General features: G+C 67.0%; 22 protein-coding genes and 1 tRNA gene. 15 read left to right on the top strand and 8 right to left on the bottom strand.

Features of this window, described 5'->3' with window-relative positions:
• Window positions 1-184: 184 nt before the first annotated feature.
• A complete protein-coding gene (locus tag AC1DCZ_RS04410; protein ID WP_476973539.1) occupies window positions 185-4,345 on the top strand; it encodes an AAA family ATPase in 4,161 nt (1,386 codons plus the stop codon).
• 151 nt (window positions 4,346-4,496) lie between these two features.
• Here AC1DCZ_RS04410 and AC1DCZ_RS04405 read toward each other — a convergent pair whose 3' ends face one another.
• The 3 genes from AC1DCZ_RS04405 to AC1DCZ_RS04395 form a co-directional block, all read right to left on the bottom strand.
• Window positions 4,497-5,060: an RcpC/CpaB family pilus assembly protein gene (locus AC1DCZ_RS04405; RefSeq protein ID WP_476973538.1), complete on the bottom strand. Its 564-nt coding sequence runs from the start codon at window positions 5,058-5,060 to the stop codon at window positions 4,497-4,499.
• A gap of 498 nt (window positions 5,061-5,558) precedes the next feature.
• Window positions 5,559-5,816, bottom strand: a complete 258-nt coding sequence (locus AC1DCZ_RS04400; protein WP_476973537.1) for an FmdB family zinc ribbon protein — start codon at window positions 5,814-5,816, stop codon at window positions 5,559-5,561.
• Between the two features lie 200 nt (window positions 5,817-6,016).
• Window positions 6,017-6,640: a 5-formyltetrahydrofolate cyclo-ligase gene (locus AC1DCZ_RS04395; protein WP_476973536.1), complete on the bottom strand. Its 624-nt coding sequence runs from the start codon at window positions 6,638-6,640 to the stop codon at window positions 6,017-6,019.
• A gap of 96 nt (window positions 6,641-6,736) precedes the next feature.
• Between AC1DCZ_RS04395 and galU the strand changes: the two genes are divergently transcribed.
• From galU to AC1DCZ_RS04355, 8 genes are all read left to right on the top strand, one after another.
• Window positions 6,737-7,666, top strand: a complete 930-nt coding sequence (gene galU / locus AC1DCZ_RS04390) for a UTP--glucose-1-phosphate uridylyltransferase GalU (protein WP_476973535.1) — start codon at window positions 6,737-6,739, stop codon at window positions 7,664-7,666.
• A gap of 5 nt (window positions 7,667-7,671) precedes the next feature.
• A complete protein-coding gene (locus tag AC1DCZ_RS04385) occupies window positions 7,672-8,292 on the top strand; it encodes a GNAT family N-acetyltransferase (RefSeq protein ID WP_476973534.1) in 621 nt (206 codons plus the stop codon).
• Between the two features lie 118 nt (window positions 8,293-8,410).
• Window positions 8,411-9,424, top strand: a complete 1,014-nt coding sequence (locus AC1DCZ_RS04380; protein WP_476973533.1) for a hypothetical protein — start codon at window positions 8,411-8,413, stop codon at window positions 9,422-9,424.
• A 98-nt stretch (window positions 9,425-9,522) separates the two neighbouring features.
• The gene (locus tag AC1DCZ_RS04375) at window positions 9,523-10,323 is read left to right on the top strand and encodes an SDR family oxidoreductase (RefSeq protein ID WP_476973532.1); all 801 of its coding nucleotides are present in this window, start codon (window positions 9,523-9,525) and stop codon (window positions 10,321-10,323) included.
• 46 nt (window positions 10,324-10,369) lie between these two features.
• Window positions 10,370-10,442: transfer RNA gene (locus AC1DCZ_RS04370), tRNA-Ala, on the top strand.
• 721 nt (window positions 10,443-11,163) lie between these two features.
• Window positions 11,164-11,844, top strand: coding sequence for an amidohydrolase family protein (locus AC1DCZ_RS04365; RefSeq protein WP_476973531.1), 681 nt, complete (start codon window positions 11,164-11,166; stop codon window positions 11,842-11,844).
• Window positions 11,763-12,155, top strand: a complete 393-nt coding sequence (locus AC1DCZ_RS04360) for an amidohydrolase family protein (RefSeq protein WP_476973530.1) — start codon at window positions 11,763-11,765, stop codon at window positions 12,153-12,155. Before AC1DCZ_RS04365 ends, AC1DCZ_RS04360 begins: the two co-directional genes overlap by 82 nt.
• A 573-nt stretch (window positions 12,156-12,728) precedes the next feature.
• The gene (locus tag AC1DCZ_RS04355) at window positions 12,729-14,396 is read left to right on the top strand and encodes a phosphodiester glycosidase family protein (protein ID WP_476973529.1); all 1,668 of its coding nucleotides are present in this window, start codon (window positions 12,729-12,731) and stop codon (window positions 14,394-14,396) included.
• Window positions 14,397-14,724: 328 nt separating this feature from the next.
• Here the strand turns inward: AC1DCZ_RS04355 and AC1DCZ_RS04350 are convergent, their stop codons facing one another.
• Window positions 14,725-15,138 carry a hypothetical protein gene (locus tag AC1DCZ_RS04350; RefSeq protein WP_476973528.1) on the bottom strand — a complete coding sequence of 138 codons (414 nt, stop codon included), beginning with the start codon at window positions 15,136-15,138 and terminating at the stop codon, window positions 14,725-14,727.
• 341 nt (window positions 15,139-15,479) lie between these two features.
• On the opposite strand from AC1DCZ_RS04350, the gene AC1DCZ_RS04345 reads away from it, so the two are divergent.
• The 5 genes from AC1DCZ_RS04345 to AC1DCZ_RS04325 all read left to right on the top strand — a co-directional run bounded on the left by AC1DCZ_RS04345 (window position 15,480) and on the right by AC1DCZ_RS04325 (window position 19,491).
• Window positions 15,480-15,755, top strand: a complete 276-nt coding sequence (locus AC1DCZ_RS04345; protein WP_476973527.1) for a hypothetical protein — start codon at window positions 15,480-15,482, stop codon at window positions 15,753-15,755.
• Window positions 15,756-16,014: 259 nt separating this feature from the next.
• On the top strand, window positions 16,015-16,479 hold the full coding sequence (locus tag AC1DCZ_RS04340) for a GatB/YqeY domain-containing protein (RefSeq protein WP_476973526.1): 465 nt from the start codon (window positions 16,015-16,017) through the stop codon (window positions 16,477-16,479).
• A gap of 107 nt (window positions 16,480-16,586) precedes the next feature.
• Window positions 16,587-18,179 carry an ABC-F family ATP-binding cassette domain-containing protein gene (locus tag AC1DCZ_RS04335; protein WP_476973525.1) on the top strand — a complete coding sequence of 531 codons (1,593 nt, stop codon included), beginning with the start codon at window positions 16,587-16,589 and terminating at the stop codon, window positions 18,177-18,179.
• Window positions 18,180-18,277: 98 nt separating this feature from the next.
• A complete protein-coding gene (locus tag AC1DCZ_RS04330) occupies window positions 18,278-19,042 on the top strand; it encodes an alpha/beta fold hydrolase (RefSeq protein WP_476973524.1) in 765 nt (254 codons plus the stop codon).
• Between the two features lie 125 nt (window positions 19,043-19,167).
• Window positions 19,168-19,491 carry a hypothetical protein gene (locus tag AC1DCZ_RS04325; protein ID WP_476973523.1) on the top strand — a complete coding sequence of 108 codons (324 nt, stop codon included), beginning with the start codon at window positions 19,168-19,170 and terminating at the stop codon, window positions 19,489-19,491.
• A gap of 93 nt (window positions 19,492-19,584) precedes the next feature.
• Here the strand turns inward: AC1DCZ_RS04325 and AC1DCZ_RS04320 are convergent, their stop codons facing one another.
• From AC1DCZ_RS04320 to AC1DCZ_RS04310, 3 genes are all read right to left on the bottom strand, one after another.
• Entirely contained in the window at window positions 19,585-20,319 is a 735-nt protein-coding gene (locus AC1DCZ_RS04320; RefSeq protein WP_476973522.1) for an AarF/UbiB family protein, read from the bottom strand.
• Window positions 20,320-20,353: 34 nt separating this feature from the next.
• The gene (gene corA, locus AC1DCZ_RS04315; RefSeq protein ID WP_476973521.1) at window positions 20,354-21,349 is read right to left on the bottom strand and encodes a magnesium/cobalt transporter CorA; all 996 of its coding nucleotides are present in this window, start codon (window positions 21,347-21,349) and stop codon (window positions 20,354-20,356) included.
• Between the two features lie 102 nt (window positions 21,350-21,451).
• Window positions 21,452-21,949 carry an Lrp/AsnC family transcriptional regulator gene (locus AC1DCZ_RS04310; RefSeq protein WP_476894221.1) on the bottom strand — a complete coding sequence of 166 codons (498 nt, stop codon included), beginning with the start codon at window positions 21,947-21,949 and terminating at the stop codon, window positions 21,452-21,454.
• A 178-nt stretch (window positions 21,950-22,127) separates the two neighbouring features.
• Here AC1DCZ_RS04310 and AC1DCZ_RS04305 point away from each other — a divergent pair, with 178 nt between their 5' ends.
• A complete protein-coding gene (locus tag AC1DCZ_RS04305) occupies window positions 22,128-23,369 on the top strand; it encodes an MFS transporter (RefSeq protein ID WP_476973520.1) in 1,242 nt (413 codons plus the stop codon).
• A 75-nt stretch (window positions 23,370-23,444) separates the two neighbouring features.
• On the opposite strand, the gene AC1DCZ_RS04300 is transcribed toward AC1DCZ_RS04305, so the two are convergent.
• Entirely contained in the window at window positions 23,445-23,951 is a 507-nt protein-coding gene (locus AC1DCZ_RS04300; RefSeq protein WP_476973519.1) for an Lrp/AsnC family transcriptional regulator, read from the bottom strand.
• Window positions 23,952-23,977: the final 26 nt, after the last annotated feature.

Here is a 23,977-nt window from a genome sequence, read left to right as displayed (position 1 = left end):
GAGGCCGGCCATTTCATTTCGTTCCTGGCAATCCGGGTTGAATTTCGGCCGCGCCAGTGTTGCGGCCCGTCACGGGCGGCGGATTCGGGCTACCCTCGAAAGCATGCCGGTATGGTCCAAGGCGTCCCGCGCGAGCAAAGAAAGCGCGCGCAAAGAAACCGCGAGCACAGAAAAGAAGGCAGCAGTGTCAGTTGGTCAAGGCCACCCCGAGGGCTCCGAGGAGCTCAGGAAATGGCTGTCGGGGCTTAAACCCGTCACTGGAGCAGATACGATGCTGCGCTTCACCAAGACGCCTGAAGGTTCCATTGACCTGACCCACGCGCATCCGTCCGGTCTCGCCCAGCTGATGGCAGGCCGGCGCACCCGTCTGTCCACCCTCATCCGTGACCGCCAGCAGTATGTCGTCGCGGCCCGGGCCTCGCGCAACCTGCGCTCCAAGATCTTCGAGCTCGCAAACGACCGCGGAATTGACGCAGGGTACTTCTCGGCCGGCACCGTCGTCTGGACGTCCGCCGTCGGGGGCAAGCCGCAGCGGGTCTCGGCCCCGGTCATGCTCACCGCCATCTCCCTCACAGTCCGCCCCGGCGAGGACGACTACGAACTGCAACTGACCGAACAGGCACAGATCAACCCGGCCCTGATACGGCACCTGAAGTCCGTCCATGGGATTGTTTTCGACGTCAACGCCGTGACACGGATGGCGTACAGCACCGCCCGCTACGACCCCCAGCCGGTCCTGGACCGCCTCAGCACGCTGGTCCAGCCGATCCACGGCGCCGAGGTCGAACACAATCTCCTCGTGTCGACCTTCGCGGACCTGTCCGGCAATCTCGACGACCCGTGGATCAACCAGAACAACGCCGTCGTGATGGCGCTCGGCCGTGCCGCGTCCGGGGAGCCCGTCGAAGTCCCCGAGCTGAAGGCTGGCCGCTTCACCAGCACCGATGAACGGGACCCGGCGGATGAGCTGTTGCTGCTCGACGCCGACACAGACCAGCAGTACGTCGTGGACGCCGTCCGGGCCGGGGACTCGCTCGTCGTCAGCAGCCCGCCGGGGACGGGCCAGACACAGACAGCCATCAACACCATCGGTGCCCTCGTGGATGAGGGCAGGACCGTGCTGGTCGTGGGCGACCGGCGCGCCAGCCTCGGCGAGATCTCCTCCCAGCTGGATGTCCTCGGACTCGATTCCGTCCTGTTCCAGCTCATGGGCAGCGCGAGTCCGCTGCAGCTGAAAGGACAGCTGGTCCGCGCAATCGTGCGCAACGAAAAGTCGCTGCAGCCCCAGCTGGAGAACCTGCACAGCACCCTGACCGGGCACCGCCACGCGCTAATGGACCACGTCGCATCGCTGCACAACGTCCGGCAGCGCTGGGGATGCTCCCCGTACGAGGCCATGCAGTCGCTCGCCGAACTGACCTCCATCCATCCTGCGCCGGCCACGACGGTCCGGCTCAAGCGCAGCGTCCTGGACAGTATCCGGGACCGCGAGGAACTGGCCGGCAGGCTCCGCCGGGCAGCCGAACTGGGAAGTTTCAGCCGGGCCTCCACAACCAGCCCGTGGCACGGGGCAAGGCTGCTGACCCGGAAGGAAACGCAGGAGGCCCAGCAGGTGGCCCGGTCCGTGGCCGAGAAGCTTCCGCTGCTGCGCGAACGCATGGACGGTGTAGCCGACCACGCCGAAATCCGCCTCGGTGACACCTTTGCCGAGTGGGGCGACCAGATCGAACTCCTCGTCGCGGTCCGCGAAAGCCTCGACAAGTTCACCCCCGACATTTTTGACCGGCCGGTCCACGACCTCATCTCCGCCACGGCGTCCTCCGCCTGGCGGCGCGAGCGGAATATCGAAATGCCGTCCATGCAGCGCTCCAGGCTGCGCCGCGTGGCCAAGGAATACGTCCGGCCCGGCGTCCACATCGCCGATCTGCACAGTTCGCTCGTCCTCGTCCAGGAGCAGCGGGCCACCTGGTCCGGCTACGCGACGACCCAGCGACACCCTGCTGTGCCCTCTGGCCTGGCCGAAATCACCGCGCTCTACCGCGAGCTGGAGTCCGAACTGGCGGAGCTGGGGCAGGCCGTCAAGTACACCGCCGACGGCGGTGACCTCCACGGGACGCCCTACGAAGAGCTGATGGCACGCCTGGAACGGCTTGTTGCCGACACGGCGACCCTCGAAACCCTGCCGGAGCGGACCCTGCTCGTCGAGAACATGCGCGAGCACGGCCTCGGCGAGCTGCTCGCGGACCTCGCCGAGCGCGAAGTGCCGGCCGGGTCCGTGGCGGCCGAACTGGACCTGGCCTGGTGGCAGTCGGCGCTGGAAGCCATGATCAGCGGGGACGATTACCTTGCCATGTCCGACGGCGATGCCCTGCGCCAGCTGGAAGCGGAGTACCGCCTCGCGGACAACGCCCACATTGCCAGCGGTGCTGCGCGCCTGCGCTGGCACCTTGCCGAACGCTGGCGCGCGGCCATCAAGGAGCACCCGCGCCAGGCCGACCTGCTGCGCAGCCTCTTGAAGGACGGCCGGGTGACCTTATCCGCATTGACGGCCCAAGCGCCCGAACTCCTGCCGATGCTGGTACCCGTGTGGTCGGTCAGTCCGTACCTCATGACGGGTCTCTTGCCGGTCGAACAGAAATTTGACGCCGTCGTGATCCTGGATGCCGAGGCGACGTCGCTGCAGGCTGTCCTGCCGGCAATCGCCCGCGCGAAACAGGTCATTGCCTTCGGCGATGACAGGATTGCCAGCCCCCGGACATTCACGGTCGGTGTCGAGCGGCTCGCAGCGGGGGAGACCTCCTCCCAGAGCGTCGGGAGCGCCTACAGGGCCCTCTCAGCCGTGCTCCCCGTATGGAGCCTGCGGACCGTCTATCGTGCCGTCGACGAGGATCTCGTCCGCCAGCTCAGCAAGGGCTTCTACGACGGCGGGCTCCGCCGCCTGCCCGAAGGCCAGTCGGCCACCGGCCTTGAGCGTGCCCTCACGGTGGAATATTTGCCCGACGGCACCGGGCTGCCCAGCGCGGACCAGGACGGCGTTGAGTCTGTTGTCGCCGAAGTGAACCGCGCCGTTGAGCTCGTCTTCGAACACGCAAGGCTCCGGCCCCGGACATCCCTGGCAGTCGTCACGGGCAGCCTCCGCCATGCTGCCCGCATCGGCGAGTCCATCCGGTTGCAGTTGCCCAACTACCCCCTGCTGGCCAGCTTCTTCACGGCCGGAAATGAGTCCTTCCGCGTGGTGGACCTGGAACGCGCGCAGGGCCTCGTCCGCGATCACGTCATTTTCTCTCCGGGATACGGCCGCACTCCGCACGGTCGAGCGCTTCACAGCCTGGGTCCGCTCTCCGTCGACGGCGGGCGCGCCAAATTCGCCCTCGCTATGACGCGTGCCCGCCGGTCACTGCACGTGCTCAGTTGCTTCCGTCCGGAGGATCTGGACGTCACGCGACTGAGCTATGGTGCAGTGGATTTCTACGAGCTGCTGGATCGTGAAATCGCCGGCAACTCGGATCTGGGCAGCCCCGCGTCGCGGGCCGCGGCCAGTGAGCAGGAACTCGGGGCCGACCCGCTCGTGGCCGATCTGGGGGACCGGCTCCGCGCCCGCGGCGCGCGGGTCTGGCACCAGTACGACGGTGTCCTGAACATGGTGGCAGCGGCAGATCCGCTCAGTACCATCGGCCAGGACGATGCTGAGATCCCGAGGCCTGTGGCCATCGAGTCCGATGGCACGGAGCAGTACCGGCGGATGTCCGTCCGGGAGCGCAGCCGGCTCCGGCCGCAACTGCTGGAGCGCCTTGGCTGGCGCTACATGCCACTATGGACCATAGAGGTATTCACCGATCCCTCGGCCTGCGCCGACCGTATCGGCGGATACCTGGGGCTGGAGAAGCCCGCCGCGGCCAGCCATCGAACCCCGCCAGGGTCCTTCGATGACGACGTCGAAAACCTTGCGGTCAATGATGTGCAGGTCTCGGCTGCTCCCGCAGCCCCGGCACCGGAAGCACAGCGGCAGCCAGCGGCCGGCTGGCCGGACAGCGCGCACCAGCAGGAATCAGTAGCAGGCAGTGAGGAGACCGGCGGCATGCGTGCGGCGGACGGCGACATCCAGGACAACAGCAATCACGACGGCGACAATCACGACGGCGGGTACGCCGGCGATGAGAATTCCGGCCCCGGGCAGGAAGGGCGCGCGCGGGAGACCCGCCTTTCCGAGGTGCACGCCTCAGCGTCCGGCGGGGTTCTCCCGAACAAGGCTGCCGAGGATGACCCCCGGCGCTGGGGCGACCAGCCGGGCAGCTACGACCACGACGCGTGGCTGCAGGAACAGAAGCCGCCGCACTGGGGCTGAACAGGGCCGCACTGGCGGCCGGGACCGGCGGCCCGCACTGGGTCAGCCCGCACGGGCGTCCGCGGCATCGTCGGGCCGCCGCGGGTCAGCCCGCACGGGCGTCCGCGGCATCGTCGGGCCGCCGCGGGTCAGCCCGCACGGGCGTCCGCGGCTAGCCGGGGGCAGATCCAACCATTACGAAGAACAGCTTTCCTTGGGTGGAAGAGCCGGCGAGGCGTCGGGCCTGGTCAGCGTCGGCTGCCACGACGATGAGTCCGTCAGCGTCACTGGAAGCCAGCCACTGGGCGCCCTTGCCGCCTTGTGCCGACGTCCACAGCACGGGGACGGCTGCAGCCAGGACCTGGGACTGTGAGGGTTGTTCGGAGCCGTTGCCGCCGGTCAACACCACATTAATGAGCTGTCCGGGAGAGACCAGCTGGATCGAGGCCGGATCTGCCATTCGGAGAGGCACGGCGGCCGACCCGGGCCGGGTGCCCGCCAGCAGCCCGGCACCGATGAGCTGGGAGTCGGTAAGAAGCTGGCCCTTTCGAAGCGCGACGGCCAACTGCCTCCCTAGGACTTCTGTTTCGCTCCGCAGGCTGCCCCCGGGAACGAGGCCAGGCGGCACGCTGACGCTGGAGACATCACCCGGTTCCAGCGTCTTGCCCGCCGGAATATCCTCCGCCGCGGCGAAGACCGCAACTGTCTCGGCGGGGACTGGAGTGAACTGCTGCACCGTCACACCCGCGGCGACGCACAGGAGGAGCAGGACCGCCAGCCGCCGGTTCCGGTTCAGCCACCCGGCGAGACGCCGGTGCGGGGGACGGCCGCGAGGCGTCCTGGAACTTCGGGGACTCTTGGAGCGAAGCGGGACCCCGGAGTGAGGCCGACCGGAGATGGAGCGACCGCCAGGTGGACGTGCAGCGGTGCGAAAGGCCGCGTGCAGGAAGCGCCCGGGGAGAGGGCTCCCAAGGATTAAGTGCCCTTCGGGAGGGCTCATTACGGCAGAGTGCCCACCGGTGGGGCGGCCAACGACGGGGCCCACGGGAAGCGGCGCGAGGCACGCGAACGGATTCATGCCTCGACGCTACGCGCGAGCCGCGTGAAGGGTCAGACGCCGGCACGCCTATGTGGAAAAGCAGCCCGCGCACGGTGCCGGAAGGCAACACGCCGGCGGGCGGAGGGGCGCTAAGCGAGGGAGCGTGGCAGGTCAAACCCCGATGCGGGCAGAAGACTAGCTGGCGGCGGCAGCGGCGGGGGCAGGTGCCGCCGCGGGAGCAGGCGCGGGAGCCGGCGATACGGTGCTGCCTTTGGCATCACGGGAATCGGTCCGGTAGAAGCCCGATCCCTTGAATACGACGCCCACGCTGTTGAATTTCTTGCGCAGGGTTCCCTGGCACTCAGGGCAGGACGTCAGGGTGCTGTCGGTGAACGACTGCACGATCTCGAAGGCGTGGCTGCAGTCCTTGCAAGCGTATGCATACGTGGGCACTGGAAATCCTCCTCTGGGACAAACGAGCAGGTCCCGTGGTGCCAAGTCGGAGAGTCCGTTGCCGGAACCCGACCTTTAGCAGTCGCAGGGCCTGAGTGCCAATTCTATCACCCCGCCCGCGGACCCCGCCTGCGCACCCCTCCCATCGGCCCCGCCGACGGCCCGATGGCCATGCCCTAGTGGAATCGAGCCCAGCCGGATCAGCCCAGCCGGATTAGGGATGCCGGGGTCAGGGCAAAAGAAACCTTCCGGTCGAAGGACTCGGCGGGGATGCTGTCGGCGGGCAGCACCTCCGACTCGTACACGACCGCGGCGGTCGGCAGCGGACTGTCGTCGGGCGAGTTGGCAGTCCGCGAAAGCATGCCCTCCAAGGTGGCCAGGAACTTGTCGTAGTAGCCGCCGCCCTGGCCGATCCTGTTGCCGGAGAGGTCGACGGCGGTGGCTGGCACGAACACGCCCGTGGCATGGCGCATGACCTCGGTCCCGTGGCGTTCCCCGGCCGGCTCCTGGATGGGTGCGTAGCGGCTGCGCCCAAGCACTGACTCCGGGGTCCAGTACACCCAGGCCAGTTCGAGTCCGGGCTCGCAGACCGGAAGCAGCACCCTGTGACCGGCATCGTGCAGGGCCGTCAGGAGGGGCCGGGTCGGCGGCTCGGAACCTACGCCGAGGTACACCGCGAACGTCCCCGCCTGGCCGCTTGTCAACGCGGTTGCCCACTCCAGACCCCGGCGGGCTATGCCCGCGGCGGCCGATTCGAGCGCTGCTGGCGGCAGGGCCGCGCGTTGGACCCTATGGCTGGACCGAATGTCTTCTTTTGACGCCATAACGGCTCGTCCCTCCGCCTGCTGCCGGCGGCCCAGGGCCCGTGACGGCAGCTTGAATGATTACCGAATGATTGGTACCTCCGATAGATTAGTCGAGTGACTACATCCAACGCTTCCGTCCGCAAGGCCGTCATCCCCGCCGCGGGCCTCGGTACCAGATTCCTGCCGGCCACCAAGGCCATGCCCAAGGAAATGCTTCCCGTCGTTGACAAGCCGGCTATCCAGTACGTCGTCGAGGAAGCCGTCAACGTCGGTCTCAACGACATCCTGATGATCACGGGCCGCAATAAGCGCGCGCTGGAGGACCACTTCGACCGCGTCCCCACCCTGGAAGCTACGCTGGAAGCCAAAGGCGACACCGCCAAGCTGGAGTCGATCCAGGCCGCCAGCAACCTCGGCGACATCCACTACGTGCGCCAGGGCGATCCCATGGGCCTGGGCCACGCGGTCCTTCGTGCAAAGCAGCACGTAGGCTACGAGCCCTTTGCGGTCCTGCTGGGCGATGACCTTATCGATGCCCGCGATGAACTGCTGAGCACCATGATCGAGGTGCAGGCCAAGACCGGCGGCTCGGTTGTGGCGCTGATTGAAGTGGACCCGTCCCAGATCAGCTCCTACGGCTGCGCCGACGTAGAAGCTGTCGGCGGCGAAGAGTACGTTCGCATCAACCACCTCGTGGAGAAGCCCGACGTCGAGGACGCCCCCTCAAACCTGGCCGTCATCGGCCGCTATGTGCTGCATCCGGCCGTCTTCGACGTGCTGGAACGCACCGAGCCCGGCCGCGGCGGAGAAATCCAGCTTACGGACGCACTCCAGGAGCTCTCGTCCGGGACCGGCGAAGGCTACGGCGTCTACGGCGTGATCTTCCGGGGCCGCCGTTACGACACCGGCGACAAGCTCAGCTACCTCAAGGCCTGTGTCCAGCTCGCCTGCGACAGCGAGGACCTCGGCCCAGGCCTGCGCGAATGGCTTCCCGGCTTTGCCGCCAGCCTTGACCCCAGCCTGACCGCCAGCGTCGCCAAGTAACTTCCGTGGGGGGCAGCTTCAACTGGCCGGTGACGCTGGAGAGCGGCGACCTCGTGTTGCGGCCGATCCGCTACCGGGACCGCAAGGAGTGGACCGCGCTCCGCTCCCGCAACAGCGAGTGGCTGGCGCCGTGGGAGGCGTCCAACCCCGTCCCCGGCGGAGGCCTGCCCAACTACCGCCAGATGGTCCGGTCCCTGAAAGTCCAGGCCACGCAGGCCACGGCGCTGCCCTTCGTCATCACCGCGTGGACCCCCGGGTTCCAGGCGCCCGTCATCGTCGGCCAGCTCACGGTGTCATCGATCGTGTGGGGTTCGGCCATGATGGCAACGCTTGGCTACTGGGTGGACAAGGAGCGGGCCGGCCAGGGAATTGCGCCCACCGCAGTGGCCATGGCAACCGACTACTGCTTCGGCACCCTGGGCCTGCACCGCATGGAGATCAACATCAGGCCCGAAAACGGGCCCAGCCTGCGGGTGGTGGAGAAACTCGGCTTCCGGGACGAGGGCTACCGGCCCCGGTTCCTGCACATCAACGGGCAATGGGCGGATCACCGCACCTTTGCGCTGACGTCCGAGGAAGTGCCCGAAGGCCTGCTCGCCAGGTGGCTGCGGTCCCGCACGGCGTGAGGGCCTGAACCGTCCCTGACCAGCGATTTCGTCATAATCCCGGCCTATTGCCGGTTGCTGCGCGACACACCGGCACGAATGCGGCCCCATGTCCATTGCACCTCATACGGTTTTGATTGTGGACTTCCCTCTTAGCAGCTCTGTGATCCTTGTCATTGCTGTTGCGCTCTGGATCGTGTGGGTGGCCCCCTACGTCCTCCGGAACGGGCGCCACCAGCTGCAGCCTGCGGGCGAATACCTGGCGGATGTCATAGACATAGAACCAGCAGACCACCAAGCCGTGACAGTCATGAAAATGGCGGCCCAGCAGGAGAACCCCATGACCAGCACGCCGCGCACCCCCCCTGCCTCGAGCACCACGGACCGCGATGCAGCCCGGACGGCCGCAACTGCCGCCCCGGCATTCAGGATCCGTTACGGACGGCTGACATTTGCGCTGGCCGGTGTGCTGTCGTTGCTCACCGGCGTCGTGTCCGCGGTGTTGCGGATTTTCGGGGTGGGTTCAGGCTGGCTCCCGGTGGTGACGCTACTGGGCACGGCCGGAGCGGTCATGCTGCTCCGCCGGCTTGCCGTCCGTGACCGCCGTCGCAAGGTCAATGCCGCCTTTCGGGCAGCCATGACCGCACCGGCGCGGCAGGCTTCGGTCCGGGAGGGGGCAGGGCACGACGCACCGGTCCAGGCTGGCCCGGTGCGGAAATCCGCGGACCGTGTGACCCGCGCTGAGAGCCCGCTCTTTGACGCTCAAGCGGGCCCTTCCGAGCCAAAACCCGCGCCCAAGCAGCTCACCGCCCAGGAACTGCGCCAGGCCGCCCTGGCCGAAGCCGCGGCCTCTGGCGACATTTCGGCACTCGCTGCGACAGCGCCGATCTCCGTCGAAGGCTCCAGCTGGGAGCCTGTGGAGGTTCCGAAGCCCACCTACGTTGAAGCCGCCAAGGCCGAACGCGCAGCTCCCCAGCCCCTCGATCTCCCGGAAGCCCCGAAGGCCGTTGGCAAGCCGACGCTCAAGCAGGCCTCGGCGAAACCTGCCGCTTCGGAGCCGCGGACCGCGGAAGACGCCGACGCAAAGCCCCTTGGCAAGGCGCAGAGCGCGCTGAGCAACCTCGACGACGTCCTGCAGCGCCGCCGCGCCTGATACTTGCCTTTCCAGCCCCGGACAGCCAGCAACGGCTGCCCGGGGCTTTCTGCTGCGGCGACCTGTCTACAGCGGCCATCAGCCGGTAGCCTCGGGGAATGACTAGAATCTGCGTCGCAGGGGGAACCGGCCAAGTGGGCCGCGAGGTGGTGCGCGGTGCCCTCGGCGCCGGGCACGAGGTCGCCGTGCTCAGCCGCCACCCGCCTTCGGCCGGCGCGCACGGAAAGCTCGAGGGGGCCGAGTACTTCCGCGCGGACACGACGACGGGAGAGGGCCTTGCGGCGGCACTGGCTGGTGCCGGCGTCGTGATCGACTGCCTGGAGGGAAAATCGGGGAAGGCCCTGAAAGGCTTCGCCGACGGCGGCGCGCGGCTTCTCGCCGCAGCCCAGGACGCCGGGGTGGCCAAGGCGGTCATGCTCTCCATCATCAACTGCGACCGGAGCAGCGTCGGTTTCTACCGGTCAAAGGCGGCCAAGGAGCGTGTTTACGAGCACTCCGGACTGGAGACGGTGGTGGTCCGGTCCACGCAGTTCCACTCACTGCTGGGCACGGTATTCGCCGCCGGTTCCAAGTTCCGGATCATCCCGGTTGTCCGGGGAGCCCGTTTCCAGCCGATTTCGCCCGCGGACGTCGCCACGACGCTGCTGGAAGCGGCACTGGAAGTCCCGTCCGGTGTGGGGCACCGCGTCCGAGGCATCGGCGGACCGGAGGTCTGCGACATGGCCGAGTTGGCCTGGGCCTGGAAGCGTGCCACCGGTTCGCGGGGGCGGCTGGTCCGCCTGCCGTTGCCGGGCGGAATGGGGAAATACCTGCGGGAAGGGCTCAATCTGGCGCCCGCGGAACGACACGGCACGGAGACATTCGAACGCTGGCTGGAAATGCACGCAGATAGTTTGTAGCCTAGGGACACCGGCAACGCCGTTCCTTCGGGACCGGCGTTGCTTCGGGGCTATAGCTCAGTTGGTAGAGCGCTTCGTTCGCATCGAAGAGGTCAGGAGTTCGAATCTCCTTAGCTCCACAGTAAAGCCTTCTGACCTGCGGATACGTTCGGTTGGAGGGCTTTTCTCTTGCCCGTTACGGGATCAGCGGACGCCTACCCGACGCTTTGGACTGAAAGCTGCGGAAGACTATGGCGATCGGTCAGGTTCGCCTGAGTGAGACAGTTCCTACAGACCTTGCGACTTGGGACCGTTGCACGCTGATGTTCTGCGCCTTGCGATGTAGGCAAGCCTCGGCGTCCCTGCCCGGAAATACAGCCGGCCTCAGGCGGTTTGGCCGTATGGCTGCGACGTTCATACACCCATCACCACCAACACTCCGGGATCGACTTCCACACCCCGGCGAACGTCCACTGCGGTTACGCCGCAGGCGCGGCCGAAGAGGCTCGGCGACACTCGCTCCCGGGTGAAAACACCCGAACAGTTCGCCACCTCCACCGATCCCAATATTGTGAGGACTGAGCGGTCCCTCCCGGAGAGGGTCAAAGCCACGGACATGACCCGCACCAGCCTCGACCGTCGCCGTCACCCCGACCCCAAAGACGCTGACCGCGGAGAACCAGCAAGCGACTAAGAGAACGGCTCCCAGCGCACGCGGCGGTTCGTGCACGCAACTTCGAAGAGCACGCACGGACCGGTCCAGCTCAGGCCCAAGCGCTGCACCGCGGTCTGCACCCGGGTCCCATTAGCGAGTAGATTGTTCACATCCGCTGGCCTCTGAGGATCCCGCGGATCAGCGAAATGAGCGCGTGGACAAGGAACGGGATGGGCCAGCCGTACCGCATCGACACTCACCAGCACATCGTTCCGCCGGGGTATGCGCGCTGGATGCATGAAAAGGGCATCCGCCCCGGCGGCATTGGCCTGCCGTCGTGGTCCGAGCGCTCCGCGTTAAAGTTCATGGACAGGCACGACGTGCAGACCGGCATCTTGTCCCTGTCGACGCCCGGTGTGTACTTCGGGGATGCGGTGGAGGCGCGGCGGCGGGCGCGGGAGGTCAACGAGTACAGTGCAGACGTGGTGGCGGCTCGGCCGGAGCGGTTCGGGTTCTTCGCGACACTCACACTGCCGGACGTGGAAGGTGCCCTGGCGGAGGCCCGGTACGCCCTGGACACCCTGTTCGCGGACGGGGTCGTGTTGCTGGCCAACAACGACGGCCGCTATCTCGGCGATCCCGGTTTTGAGCTTCTGCTGGAGTTCCTGCACCACCGCCGGACCATAGTGTTCATCCACCCCGGTGAACTGCCCGCTCCGGCGGTGCCGGGCATACCCACCTTCGCCGCGGATTTCCTGCTCGACACCACCCGCACGGGGCCATCAGCTTTGTCCTGTCCGGTGCGATGGAGAAGTTCTCGGGGATCAAGTTCATCCTGGCCCACGCGGGCGGCTTCGTGCCTTACATTGCGTACAGGATCCTGCTGAAAATGCTCAACGATAAAGACTTTGCGCTCAGCGCGCTGGCGGCGCTGGGAGACAAGAAGCAGTCCATCCTGCGGCGGTTTTACTACGACGTCGCCCTGTCCGCCAGCCCGGCGGCCCTGCCCAGCCTGCTCGAGGTAGCTGACCCCGGCCGCATCACGTACGGCACTGACTTCCCCTTCGCCCCCTCTGCGGGGATCGATTTCCTGCAGATGGAGTATGAGAATTACCCGCTGGACCCCTCCCTGCGCGCGGCGATAGACCGCGGCAATTCCGAGGCGCTGTTTCCCCGCCTGAGGCCTGATCAGGATTAGGTCAGTGTCCATCCGGGCCCCCTTGTCAGGCACATGCGGGTACAACGATCCTCCATCGGATTCCGTTGTTGCCGCCAACCGGTGACGGTCATCCTGCCGGGATCTACGGACCCTCCGGTCGGGACCCTGCGGGGACCGCAGCAAGGGGTAGAACGGCTGATCGTTGGCGGCATGCTCGTCTGGGCCGCGGCGCTGGCCATGCTTGCCTTCGGCACCGTCGCTCCTCCGAGCCAGTCGCGGGGCGTCCCGACCGGCAGCGAGTACGCAGCCTTCGCTTACTCTGGGACGCCACCTTGCCAAAGCGCGGACCATGCATGCCGTCCTTAGGCGCCTGTTCCGGAAGCGCAGTCCGTCTTGGACGCGTAGCGGGCCAACGGCGGCCGCCCCTCATCGTCGGAGGCTCCGTGAGGGCCGCTTGGTTGTCCGGCACCCAGGGCTGGCTCGTCCGGTATGTAGGTTTCCAACCCAATCCCGAGCCTGGTGGGTGAACGACCCGCAAAAGTTGGACTAACAGGTCGCCAACCCCGCGTGGAACGGGCGGAAACCGCCTGCGGCGCTGTCTACGGTGGATGGATGAAAGCCACCCCCCAACACCGCAACGCCCTGACTTGCGGCCTGGTTCTGGCCGTCTGTTCGGCGCTCCTCAGCCCTGCGGGCGTCAGCCATGCCGACGACAGTGAGAAGAACGGCCCCGGCACAGATACGGGCGCCCACCTTGACCTGGGTGCCGCGGATCTTCCGGAGAAACGAACCGTGAGCACGCTCGCGCCGGGCGTCACCTTGACGAAGATCAGTCATGGCGGACCAGACGCCTCGCTCTTCTGGACCGCCGAGGTGGCCATCCCCTCCGATTCACCGGATCCGGACGCGCCCGCCTCAGCACTCTCAAGCCAAGCCAGCGCGCGGCACACCGTCGACAGACTCAAAGCCGCCGGCGTGGTGGCCCGGGTCGAGCATGTCCAGTCCCCGCAACTGGCCGATGCCGGCGGCGACCTGGGGTACCGGGTCCGAGCCGGCCAGTTCGCCGCCCAGGCCGACGGCGATTCCATCGTCGCGAAGATCAAGGCGGCCGGGCTTGCCGCCTCGGTGATCTACACCGGCTGGGACGGCGACACCGGTGCCACGACCCGCGGGCCGTGGAACCTTGAAGTCATCACGATCGACCCCAAGACGTACCAGGGCCAGCTTGCCGCCTCCTTCGGCCCGGACCTGGAGAAACGGGAGACGACCAGCCAGTTGTCCTCCGACGCCCACGCCATCGCCGCGGTCAACGCAGGCTTCTTCGTGTTCGACCCGAAAGCCGGAGCCGAAGGTGACCCGGCCGGGGTCGGGGTCTACGACGGCAAAACCCTCAGCGAACCCGTCGCGGACCGCCCGGCCCTCGTCATGGACGGGAGGAAGAATGCCAGCAGCATTCAACGGCTCACCTGGGCAGGAACACTTTCCGGTGTCTCCGGCGACGCGGCCTTGGACGGGATTGACCGGGTCCCGGGTCTGATCCGCAACTGCGGCGGCGCCAACGACCTGCCGTCCCCGCTCGCCCTCCACGACGTCACCTGCACGAACGCCAACGAGCTCGTCACCTTCACCCCCGAGTTCGGACCCTCCACGCCCGCCGGTCCGGGACTAGAGGTAGCCGTGGACAGCCGGGACACCGTCACTTCCGTCGCGGAGACGCGCGGTGCAACCGTCCCGGCCGGCGGCCACACCGTCCAGGCAACCGGAACTGATGTCCCGCGGCTCCGTGCGCTGGCTCCCCTGGGCGCCAAAGTGAAAATCGGGACCGCCCTGCGCGGCCAGGACGGTAAGGCCCTCCACACCGACAAGGCCACCAGCGTCGTCAGCGGCGGTCCTGTGCTGGTCAAGGACGGCCAGGAAGACGTCACCGTCAAGCAGGATGGAATGGTCCACCCCAACGATGGCAACAGCTTCTACTACGGCTGGGTCCATAAGCGGAATCCGCGGACATTTGCCGGCACCGATGCCCGAGGGAATACCCTGCTGGTCACCGCCGACGGACGCTCGACCGCGTCGCTGGGCCTGAGCCTGAAGGAAGAAGCCGACGTCGCCAAATCGCTTGGCATGGTCCAGGCAATGAACCTTGACGGCGGCGGCTCGACCACGGCCGTGGCCGGAGGAACCGTCCTGAACAGCCCCTCGGGCGGCGCAGAACGACCCGTCGGGGATGTCCTTCTCGTCCTTCCCTCGCGCAAGGACAAGGAGGAAGACGCAGGCAAGTAGAGGGAGCACCGCGCCAGCTGCACGCCCCCCGGCCGTCGTCTAGTCCCGGGGATTCCGCTTCCGGGCCCTGCGTGCGGCCCGGACGGCCAGGACGATGAAGGCCGCGAAGAACCCCGCGGGCAGGAGAACCAGCGGGTTCCAGCCATCCAGTGTCATAAGTCATCCCTCGATCCGGTAATGATGCGTTGCGCAGACTCTACGCCGGGCCGCCGGGGACACTCAAAGGACCTGGAGCAGCACTCTCCGGCTCGCCCACCTAGCGTGCGCGGTGGTCCACATATTGGCGGACGACGTCGGGAGATTGGTTCTAAAGAAACCGCCTGACGGGTCAGGGCACCGTCACTGGCTTGAACCGGAAAGGCCCACCGCAGGCGGGACCGTCCGGGTGCTCCCCGGTAGGTTCAGTTTCGATCGGCAGCACGCGCTCAGCACGGGCACCTGAAGAGTCCACCGCGTCGACATGGACAGAGCTGACACTGACCGGCGGCACCAGATAGGGCGCGGACTGCGGCACCAGCCACCTGCCGTCCGGGCTCCTCGTTACCGGAGATGGAGTGCAGCCTTCCCCGAAGCAGGCTGAAACCGACGTCGGCCCGTGGGCGAAGACCAGTTCCACATCGCCCGTGTACGCGTACCCGGTTGCCGGGCAGACAGTGCGGCCGGATCCGCGGCTCACCACGGTCACGGCCAGCACAACGATCAGCATCCCCAGCATGACCAGAAATATCCCCCGCCGCTTCATAGCGTGAGCCTAACCCGGCAGCCCGGGCCGCTGACAGGGGCACCGGACTATCGGCGGCCCCGGTGTGGTGACGCGCCGGGACGGGTGCCGGATCGCTAGTGCGAACTGGCGGAAGGCACGGCATCAGCGCAACTCCGCTGGCAGGCCCAGCGATCTCCTCGGCTCCGGCCACGGACCCGCAGCTGTCAGGGACCACCGGCCGTCTCAAGAAGCCGGGCAGCTGACCCCCGGTTGTCCCGGTTATGGACCCCGACTGCGGGCCTTCGGCGTGTCACACCGGCATCAGCGCGTAGCCTCGAAGCAGGGGTTCCTCCCGCTCAACGCAATCTCCTGGGGGAAGCATGTTCCTGGAATTCGATGGTTACTTCATCAACCTGGCCAAGATCAATAACATCAAAGCCTCGACTGAATCGTGGGAAACTGACGTCTGGGACCTGTCCATTGACATGGGGAGCGACGACGGCGAAACGATCTGGCTCCTCAAGGGGTTCGACGGGTTGGCGCACGCGGAGGAGTTCAGGCGTGCTGTCATCCGCCATGCATGTACCACGGGGCTATGCACAGGCGAAGACATGGACCAGATTTTTCTGTCGACAAGGCCGGCCCGGTCGCACTAGTCCGGCCGCGCTTGTCCGCCCGCCGTACGAGTTCGGCCGGCGGAATTTCCTGGCCCGCGAAGCCGTCCTGACCGACGAGGCGGGGACGCATCCTTCCCGTGTGGCTGGAGTCGTTGGCTTGATGACGGACACTGGAAGGAGCAAGTGTCCGAGAACAGGGGCGCCCTGTTTGACCCGTACACATGATCGGTGCACATGACCGGTGCACATGATCGGAGCGTCCCGCACAGGGGCGCGAACGAAAACGAGGAACATCACCATGACTCTGAAAGACCGGCTGCACGCAGATGTCGTCAGCCACATGAAGGACCGCAACAAGGTCGCGCTCACCACGGTGCGCAACGTTCTGGGGGAAATCGAAACGCGCGAAAAGTCCGGTAAGACTCCGGTTGCGCTCGACGACGCGCAGGTGACGTCGCTGCTGCAGAAGGAAGCCGCGAAGCGGCACGACACCGCTCGCATCTACACGGAGGCCGGGGAGCCCGACCGTGCCGCAGCGGAAATCGCCGAAGCCGAAATCATTGAGGCGTACCTGCCAAAAGCGCTCTCCTCCGCTGAGGTGGAAGCCATCGTGGACGAGGCCATTGCCACCCTGAAGGCCGACGGCGTGGAGCTGACCATCCGGCAGCTGGGCGCCGTGATGAAACCTGTCACCGCCAAGGTCGCCGGACGCTTCGACGGCAAGGCCGTCAGCGAGATAGTGCGCAAACGCATCACGCAGTAGCAACACGCGCAACAGGACACCGCACAGCAGTACCTCCGCGCCAAGACCGCGGGCACGCCGTCGGCGAAAACCTCGCCGCGCCCCAAAAACCCTTTGAAGGGACAGCAATGAGCCTTATCCGGCTGCACGACGTCAACGTACGTTTCGACAATACGCAGATCCTGCGTGAGGCATTTTTTCGCCTTGAGCCGGGGGACAGGGTAGGCCTGATCGGCAAGAACGGCTCCGGTAAGACGACCATCCTGAAGTTGGCCCTCGACCAGGTGGAGCCGGACACCGGAACCGTGACCGTGGACCCCGGGACCAAGGTGGGGTATTTCTCCCAGTTCTCCGAGTTGAACGGCCAGTCGAGCATCCTCGAGGTGCTCGACGGGTTGTTCGTCGAGATCAAGGCCATCGAGGCCGAATTGGCTGCCATCGACGGCTCCATCGCCGAAGACCCTGTCGGCGCGGAACTGGACCGGTTGATCAGCCGCCAGGCGGAGCTGTTCGAGGCCATGGACCGCCTCGACGGCTGGGATTATGGCCGGCGCATCGACACCGTCCTGACCACGCTGGGATTCAATGAAGCCCACCGAGTCTGCGCAATCGATGAGCTCTCCGGCGGCTGGCGCAACCGCGCTGCCCTGGCCAAGATCCTGCTGGAGGGCCCCGAGGTGCTGCTGCTCGATGAACCCACCAACTATCTCGACGTGGCCGGCGTCGAGTGGCTCGAGGGCTGGTTCCGGGACTTCCGCGGGGCGGCGATCATCGTTTCACACGACCGGAAGTTCCTCGACGCCGTCGTCACGCGGATCATTGAGGTGGAAAACTTCCATCTGCACGAGTACCCCGGCAATTTTGCCGAATACGTGGTGCAGAAGCAGTTCCGCCTCAAGACGCTTGAGGCCCAGTTCGTGCACGAGTCGGAGCTGCTGGCGTTCGAGGCCGAGGGCATCGCGGACCGCCGCGAAGCCGCGAAGGCCGCCAGCCGCGGACTGGGAAACCAGCTGGCCAAGATCAAGAAGTCCCGCACGCCCCGGCCCGTGGACCAGATCGTCACGGAGATCTACGGTGGCCTGCATGTGAAGGATGTCCTCTGCCTGGTCGAAGGGCTGGGCAAGTCCTACGGCGACCACGTGTTATTCGAGGACCTGAGCTTTGAGATCCGCCGCGGCAACAGGATTGTGGTTCTGGGCTCCAACGGCAGCGGCAAGTCCACGCTGCTGAAAGTCCTGACCGGCGAGGAGCAGGCGGATTCCGGTGAGGTGGTCTGGGCCAAGGGGCCCGGCTTTGTCTCGTACAACCAGATGCTTGAGGACCTCGACGACGCCGACACCGTGTCCCACGCAGTCAACGCGCTGCCGGACAGCCTGGCCTTCAGCGCCACGAAGAAGTCCGTCAACAGGTTCCTCGCGATGTTCCAGTTCTCCGAGGCTGACCTCAAACAAAAGATCGGGAACCTCTCCGGCGGCCAGAAGGCGCGCGTCGCCATGGCACAGTGCCTGCTCTCGGGCGCCTCCGTGCTGCTTCTGGACGAGCCGACCAACCACCTGGACATGTCCAGTACCCAGGTGATGGAACGGGCGCTGCTGCACTTCCCGGGAGCCGTGGTGGTGGTCAGCCACGACCGTTTCTTCTCCGAGAAGATCGCCAACCGGCATCTCGTGTTCGGCAGTGACGGCGCCCAGCCCGGCGAAATCGATGTGCGCGCCGCCTAGGCCGGGCCCTTGAAGTGCCGGCCGCCGTGGCGTAGAAGAGACTAAGGCGCGCAACGGAGCCGCCGTGCCAAGCTCGCAAACCCCGGGGGAGAACCGCCATGGTCCAGACAGTCCAGTCCGCTGACGGAAGCACGATTGCCTACGAGCGAGCGGGGACCGGCCCGGTGCTCATCCTGGTGGGCGGGGCGCTGAACAACCGGCACTCGGCCGCCAACCTGGTGCCCCTGCTGGCGGAGTCGTTCACGGTCGTGAGCTACGATCGCCGGGGGCGAGGGGACAGCACCAACACCCCGCCTTACGCCGTCGACCGCGAAATCGACGACCTTCGCGCGCTCGCTGCCGCAGCCGACGGACCCGTCCATCTGTACGGGCACTCCTCGGGAGGGATTCTGTCCCTCGAGGCGGCTGCGGCAGGTGTCCCGGTCGGGAAGATCGCCGTTTACGAACCGCCTTACCTCACCGGCGGCGGCGATGACTGGCAGGTTTTCGTGGAGAAAGTAGGTGCCCTGGCGGACGGGGGCAACGGGGGCAAAGCTGTCGAGGAGTTCATCCGGCACACTGGCTCCGACTTTGACCCCGGGATGGCCCAGGCGCCCTGGTGGCCGGCATTGGTGGCACTGGCGCCCACGCTGCCCTACGACCTGACGCTCGCGGCCGACGGCGGGGTGCCCGCGGACCGGTTTGCGGGTATCTCCGCTCCCGTCCTCGCCCTGTATGGCGGCGCCAGCGCCGCGTGGGCGGCCGCCTCAGCCACCGCGGTGGCTGCTGCCGTCCAGGACGGACGGAAGGACGTCGTTGCAGGCCAGGATCACGCCGTGGCGCCCGACGCCGTTGCCCCGGTTCTGCTGGACTTCTTCCGCTGACCCCCCTCGAGGTCCGCGAACAAGGCAGGCGTCCCGCCGGCTGCGCTTCGCCGGCGAACGGCGCCGCAGGCGGCGGCCGGGACCGCGGACGAGGCGCGGGCGGCGGATTCGCGGGATAATGAAGTATGACAGAACAGGATCAGGACCGGGATCCCTGGGAGGAGTTCGACAGGCTCAAACCGGCCGGACCGGACCGCGTTGCCGGATTCCCGGGCGGGGAGCCCCAGGGCTTCGGCTTCCGCACTGGTGTGCGCAGCGCGCGGGTAGCCTTTGGGTTCGCCGTCTATGCCCTCGTCCTCGGGACCGTTCTGGTGCTGGTCGGGGCCGTTGCCTTCATCGGCAGCGGCCAGTGGGTGTGGCTCGGACTCATGGTGCTGATCGAGGCAGTCTTTGTACTGGCGTTCACCCGGCTGGTGGCCCTGACACGCAACAGGCGGTCCTCCCGCTGATTCGACGCCCGGCTGACGGCCGAGCCCGCAACCCCTCCCCGTCGGTCCTGCGGGATCAGCTGCGCCCGCCCGGCTACCTGCGGTGCCGCGACGTCACGGCCAGGTAGGCTCCGAGCGCACCCACCCCGCCGTGAACAGGGCCTTGGGGCAGTTCCGCCACCGGTCCGGTTGCACGGAGACGAGCTCCCCGATCGCGTTGATCAGGGCGGCCGTAATGAGTCCTGCCACGATCCTGTTCCCGGCCTTCTCGGCTTCGGCCATGAGCCGGTCCAGCTCGTCGGCCCGGAAGGGGACGTCGAATCCGCCGCGCTCCAGAACGTCCAGCACGCGACGAAGCACGTCGGGTGCGTCCGTCCCGAACCGCAGGGCCTCCCAGCCCAGCTTCTCCCGCCTGTCCGCCAGGGCCTCGGGGCAGAGGAAACCGATGATGAGCCTGCGCGTGAAAGGTGCCAGCTGCGCCGTGAGCTCGAACCCGGGATCCAGCTGCTTGCCCAGGCCGTCCGCCATGACCAGCATCTTGACCATCAGGGCCGTCTCGCGCGGCAGCCGGAGCCGGTGGGAACGCAGCAGGGCTGCCACCTCGGCGATCACGGGGACGATCGGCACCTCGGCCATAAGCACACGGACCAGCTGCCCGCGCAGCACGTCGCTGATGTGGCCGACCATGCCGACGTCGATGATGCCCAGCCGGCCGTCCGCTTCCACGAAGAACTTCCCCGGGTGGGGGTCGGCATGGAAGAAGCCGTCCTCAAAGACCATCTTCAACAAGACATCGCAGGCTTCCACGGGCAGATGACGCCGGCCGACGATGCTCGCCGACGGCGCCAACCGAGGGCGCCAACCGAGGGCGCGCGGAGGGCTGCTAGAGCCAGCCCTTCTTCTTGAAAATGCCGTACATCAGGGCCGCCGTGGCCGCCATGATGACGATTGCCATCGGGTAACCGAATGACCAGTGCAGCTCGGGCATCTTGTCAAAATTCATGCCGTAGACGCCGGCAACGAACGAGGGCGCAAAAAAGATGGCGGCCCAGGAAGAGATCTTCTTGACCTGCTCGTTCTGTTCCGCACTGGCCTCGTTCTGGCGGTTGGCCGTCAGTGTCCCGTCGAGTGTGAGGGCGTTCTGCAGGAGCGCGCGGAACGAATCGGCGCGCGAGATCAGCCGCTCCACGTGGTCTTCGACGTCACGGAGATTGTGCTGCAGTTCCGTGTCAACAGCGTATTTTTCGAATCCCGACCGGAGCCGCTGCATCATCGCCGGGAGCGGGTGGATGGCACGCTGGAACTGGATGACCTCCCTGGCGAGCTCATAGATCCGCCGCGAGACCTTCGGGTCGCCGCTGAAGAGCTGGTCCTCGATCTCGTCGATGTCATTCTCCAGACCGGCGACCACGGGGCCGTAGTCATCCACGACCTGGTCCATGAGCGCGTACAGGACCGCCTCCGGGCCGTGGCACAGGAGGTCCGGGCGGCGTTCGAGCCGACGCCGCACGTGGCCGACGACGGCCGTCTCGGCGTGGCGGACGGTCACCACGAAGTTCCTGCCCGTGAAGACGTGCAGTTCGCCGAACTCCACCGTCTCCGACTCGTCCAGGTACCTGGCGGGCCGCAGCACGGTGAACAGGTTGTCGTCGTACCGTTCCAGCTTAGGGCGCTGATGCGCCGAGATCGCGTCTTCGACGGCAAGTCCATGCAGGCCGAATTCCGCCGCGACGGCGGCCATTTCGGGTTCCGTGGGCCGGTACAACCCGATCCAGGCCATCCCGCCGTGCTTGGTGAGGGTTTCGAATGTCTGCTCGAGGCTTTGCGGTTCGGCGCTGCGGATGCCGTCAACGTAGACGGCGTTGTCGATGATAGTCACCGGGCAATTATCCCGTCCCCGCGAGCGGTTCGGCGCAAGCGGGGCCGGGACCTGCCGGGAGCGCTGTGCCGGACACCGCCCGGCGGCCGCGGCGACGGTGCCTCACCGCGACCGGCCGGGGGTCAGGGCGCTGCCCTGGGCAAGGCGGCCGATGAGCGGTTCCGTGCGGTACTGGATATGCGTATGGAGGGCCAGGACGGTCTCCGTCCGGATCACGCCCTTGATCCGGAGAATGGACCGCAGGGCTGCCTGGAGGTTGTGCGTGTCCGTCGCCACCACGCGGCACCAGACATCGCCGCGCCCGGAAATCTCGTGCACTTCCAGGACCTGGGCGATCAGGCGCAGGGCGCCCACGACGCCGTCGAGTTCCCGGTGGTTCACCTCGATCGTCACGAACGCGACGACGTCGTAGCCCACCGCCTCGAGGTCGATTTCCCGCCCGCCGTCGTGCAGCAGGCCCGAACGCAGCATGCGCCGGACCCGCGACTGCGCGGTGTTCCGCGCGATGCCAAGGGCGTCGCTCAGCTCGCCGATCTGGATCCGGGGATCCCGGATCAGTTCCAGCAGAATCTTCAGGTCTGTGGGGTCCAGACTGTTCAAATCGTCACTCCGGTTCACATCGACAGTCTGAGATTGACTGTTTTGATCAATTTTCGCACAAAAATTCGCCCCACAGATCAGTTCTGTTCCATTCTGTAGGTATCAATATTTCGACCGGGTCGTCCGTTCCCCCACCACAGGGAACATATGCGGCCCGATTTCATGCAAGGGCACGGCAATGACTGTCTTCAGCGAGCTTCGCATGCGCCCGGCCACAGCAGAACGCTGGGGCTGGGACGCATCCACCACCGCGCGCCTGGTCATGGCCGGCGTCGTGATCTTCACGCTGCTGGTCGGCGCCAACCTCGCAACGCCGCTGTACGCGCTGTTGCAGGCCAAGCTCGGCATCACGCCGCTGGATGTCACGGTCGCGTTCTCGGCGTATGTCCTCGCGCTCGTGGCCACCCTCGTCCTGGCCGGACACTGGTCGGACCACATCGGACGCAGGGCGGCACTTGTCCTGGCAGTACTCGTGGGGCTGGCGGGCGGCCTCGTCTTTGCTACTGCGGACAGCCTGCTGGCGCTCTCGACCGGCCGGGCACTGCAGGGGATCGCCGTGGCGCTCGCAACCGGGGCGAGCTCTGCTGCATTGCGCGAACTCCTGCCGAGCCGGCCGGAATGGGCCTCGCGATTCACGCTCCTCGCCTCGGCCGGCGGGGTGGCTGCCGGACCCGCCATCGGAGGAGTGCTGTCGCTCCTGCCGGGGCCCACGTCCACGCCGTACTACCTGCACTCCTTCGTCCTCGCCGCTGTGCTCGTGCCGCTGTACCTGCTCAAGGCCCGGCCCGCCATCAGCCTGCACGCCGGTCCGCAGCCGCTGCGGGTCCTGGCGCCGCGCCGGCCGTCGATTTCGCGTGAGGCGCGGGGTGCCTTTTGGCTGGCCTCGGCGGTGGGATTCCTGAGCTTCACCGTCTTCGGCTTCTGCCTGTCCCTGGCGCCCGGCTATTTCGCCCAGATCGTCCATGCCGATTCGCGGCCGCTGATCGGGCTGCTTGCCGGGTTGACGCTGGGGTCCTCGGCGCTGAGCCAGTTGCTCGCCGTGCGGGGACACTTCGTGGTGCCGGCCGGGCTGGCCGTGCTGGGCGTGTCCGTGCTGCTCATCGCCGCGGCCGCCGCCTGGAGCAGCCCGTGGCTGCTGATCCTGGCCAGTATCGCCGCAGGTGTGGGGCAGGGCGTGTCCTTCCGGACCGTCTTCAACGACGTTGCTGGAAAGGTCGAAGCCGCACGCCATGCCCAGATCATCAGCACCGTCTACGTCATCACGTACCTCGGCAGCGCGTTGCCGGTGATCGGCCTCGGGTTCGCGACGGGGATCCTGGGCCTGCAAACGGCGGTGGCCGGCTTCGTCGTGCTCTGCGCCGCCGCGGCGCTCACGCTGGCCGGCGTGACACTCCGCTCGGCCCTGCGAAACCGGGCCTGACGCAGGCGGTTCTTGCCGGCGGCGCTGCCCCGGGACGCTGCCAGTCGGGGGCGCTGCCGCCCGGCCGGGGCGGCCCTAGTCCGGCAGCGGGCCCTGGTTACCCTGGATGTGGTCGAACACGAGCGTCGTTTCCGTGTGGCCCACCACAGGGTCGGTGGCCAGGTTGTCAAGCACCCAGTCGCGCAGGTCCTCGGTCGTGGCCACGGCGATGTGCAGCAGGTAATCCACGGAGCCGGAGGTATGGAAGGTTGACAGCACCGCAGGGAGATTCGGGACCCTGGAGGTGAACCGGTCGATCTGCTCGCGGTCGTGGGCGCGGAGCCGGACGGCGATGAGGGCCTGGACCGAGCGTCCGATGGCGGACAGGCTGAGCTTGGCTTCGAAACCCTGGATGATTCCCCGCTCCGAGAGCGCCCGGGTGCGCATCAGGGCCGTTGACGGGGCGATCCCCACGAGTTCTGCCAGCTGCTTGTTGGAGATCCGGGCATCCGCCACGAGGGCCGCCAGCAGCCGCTCGTCGATCGCGTCCAGCGGCTCGCCGGAACCCGCTACCGGCCGAATATTCTTCGCACTGCTGCTCACGGTTCCTCCTCGAAGTGTTCTCTATT

It is taken from the genome of Arthrobacter sp. 10N418, assembly GCF_056394725.1.
Note: the sequence above shows the minus strand (reverse complement) of the source record. Positions and strands in the feature narration are given on the sequence as shown.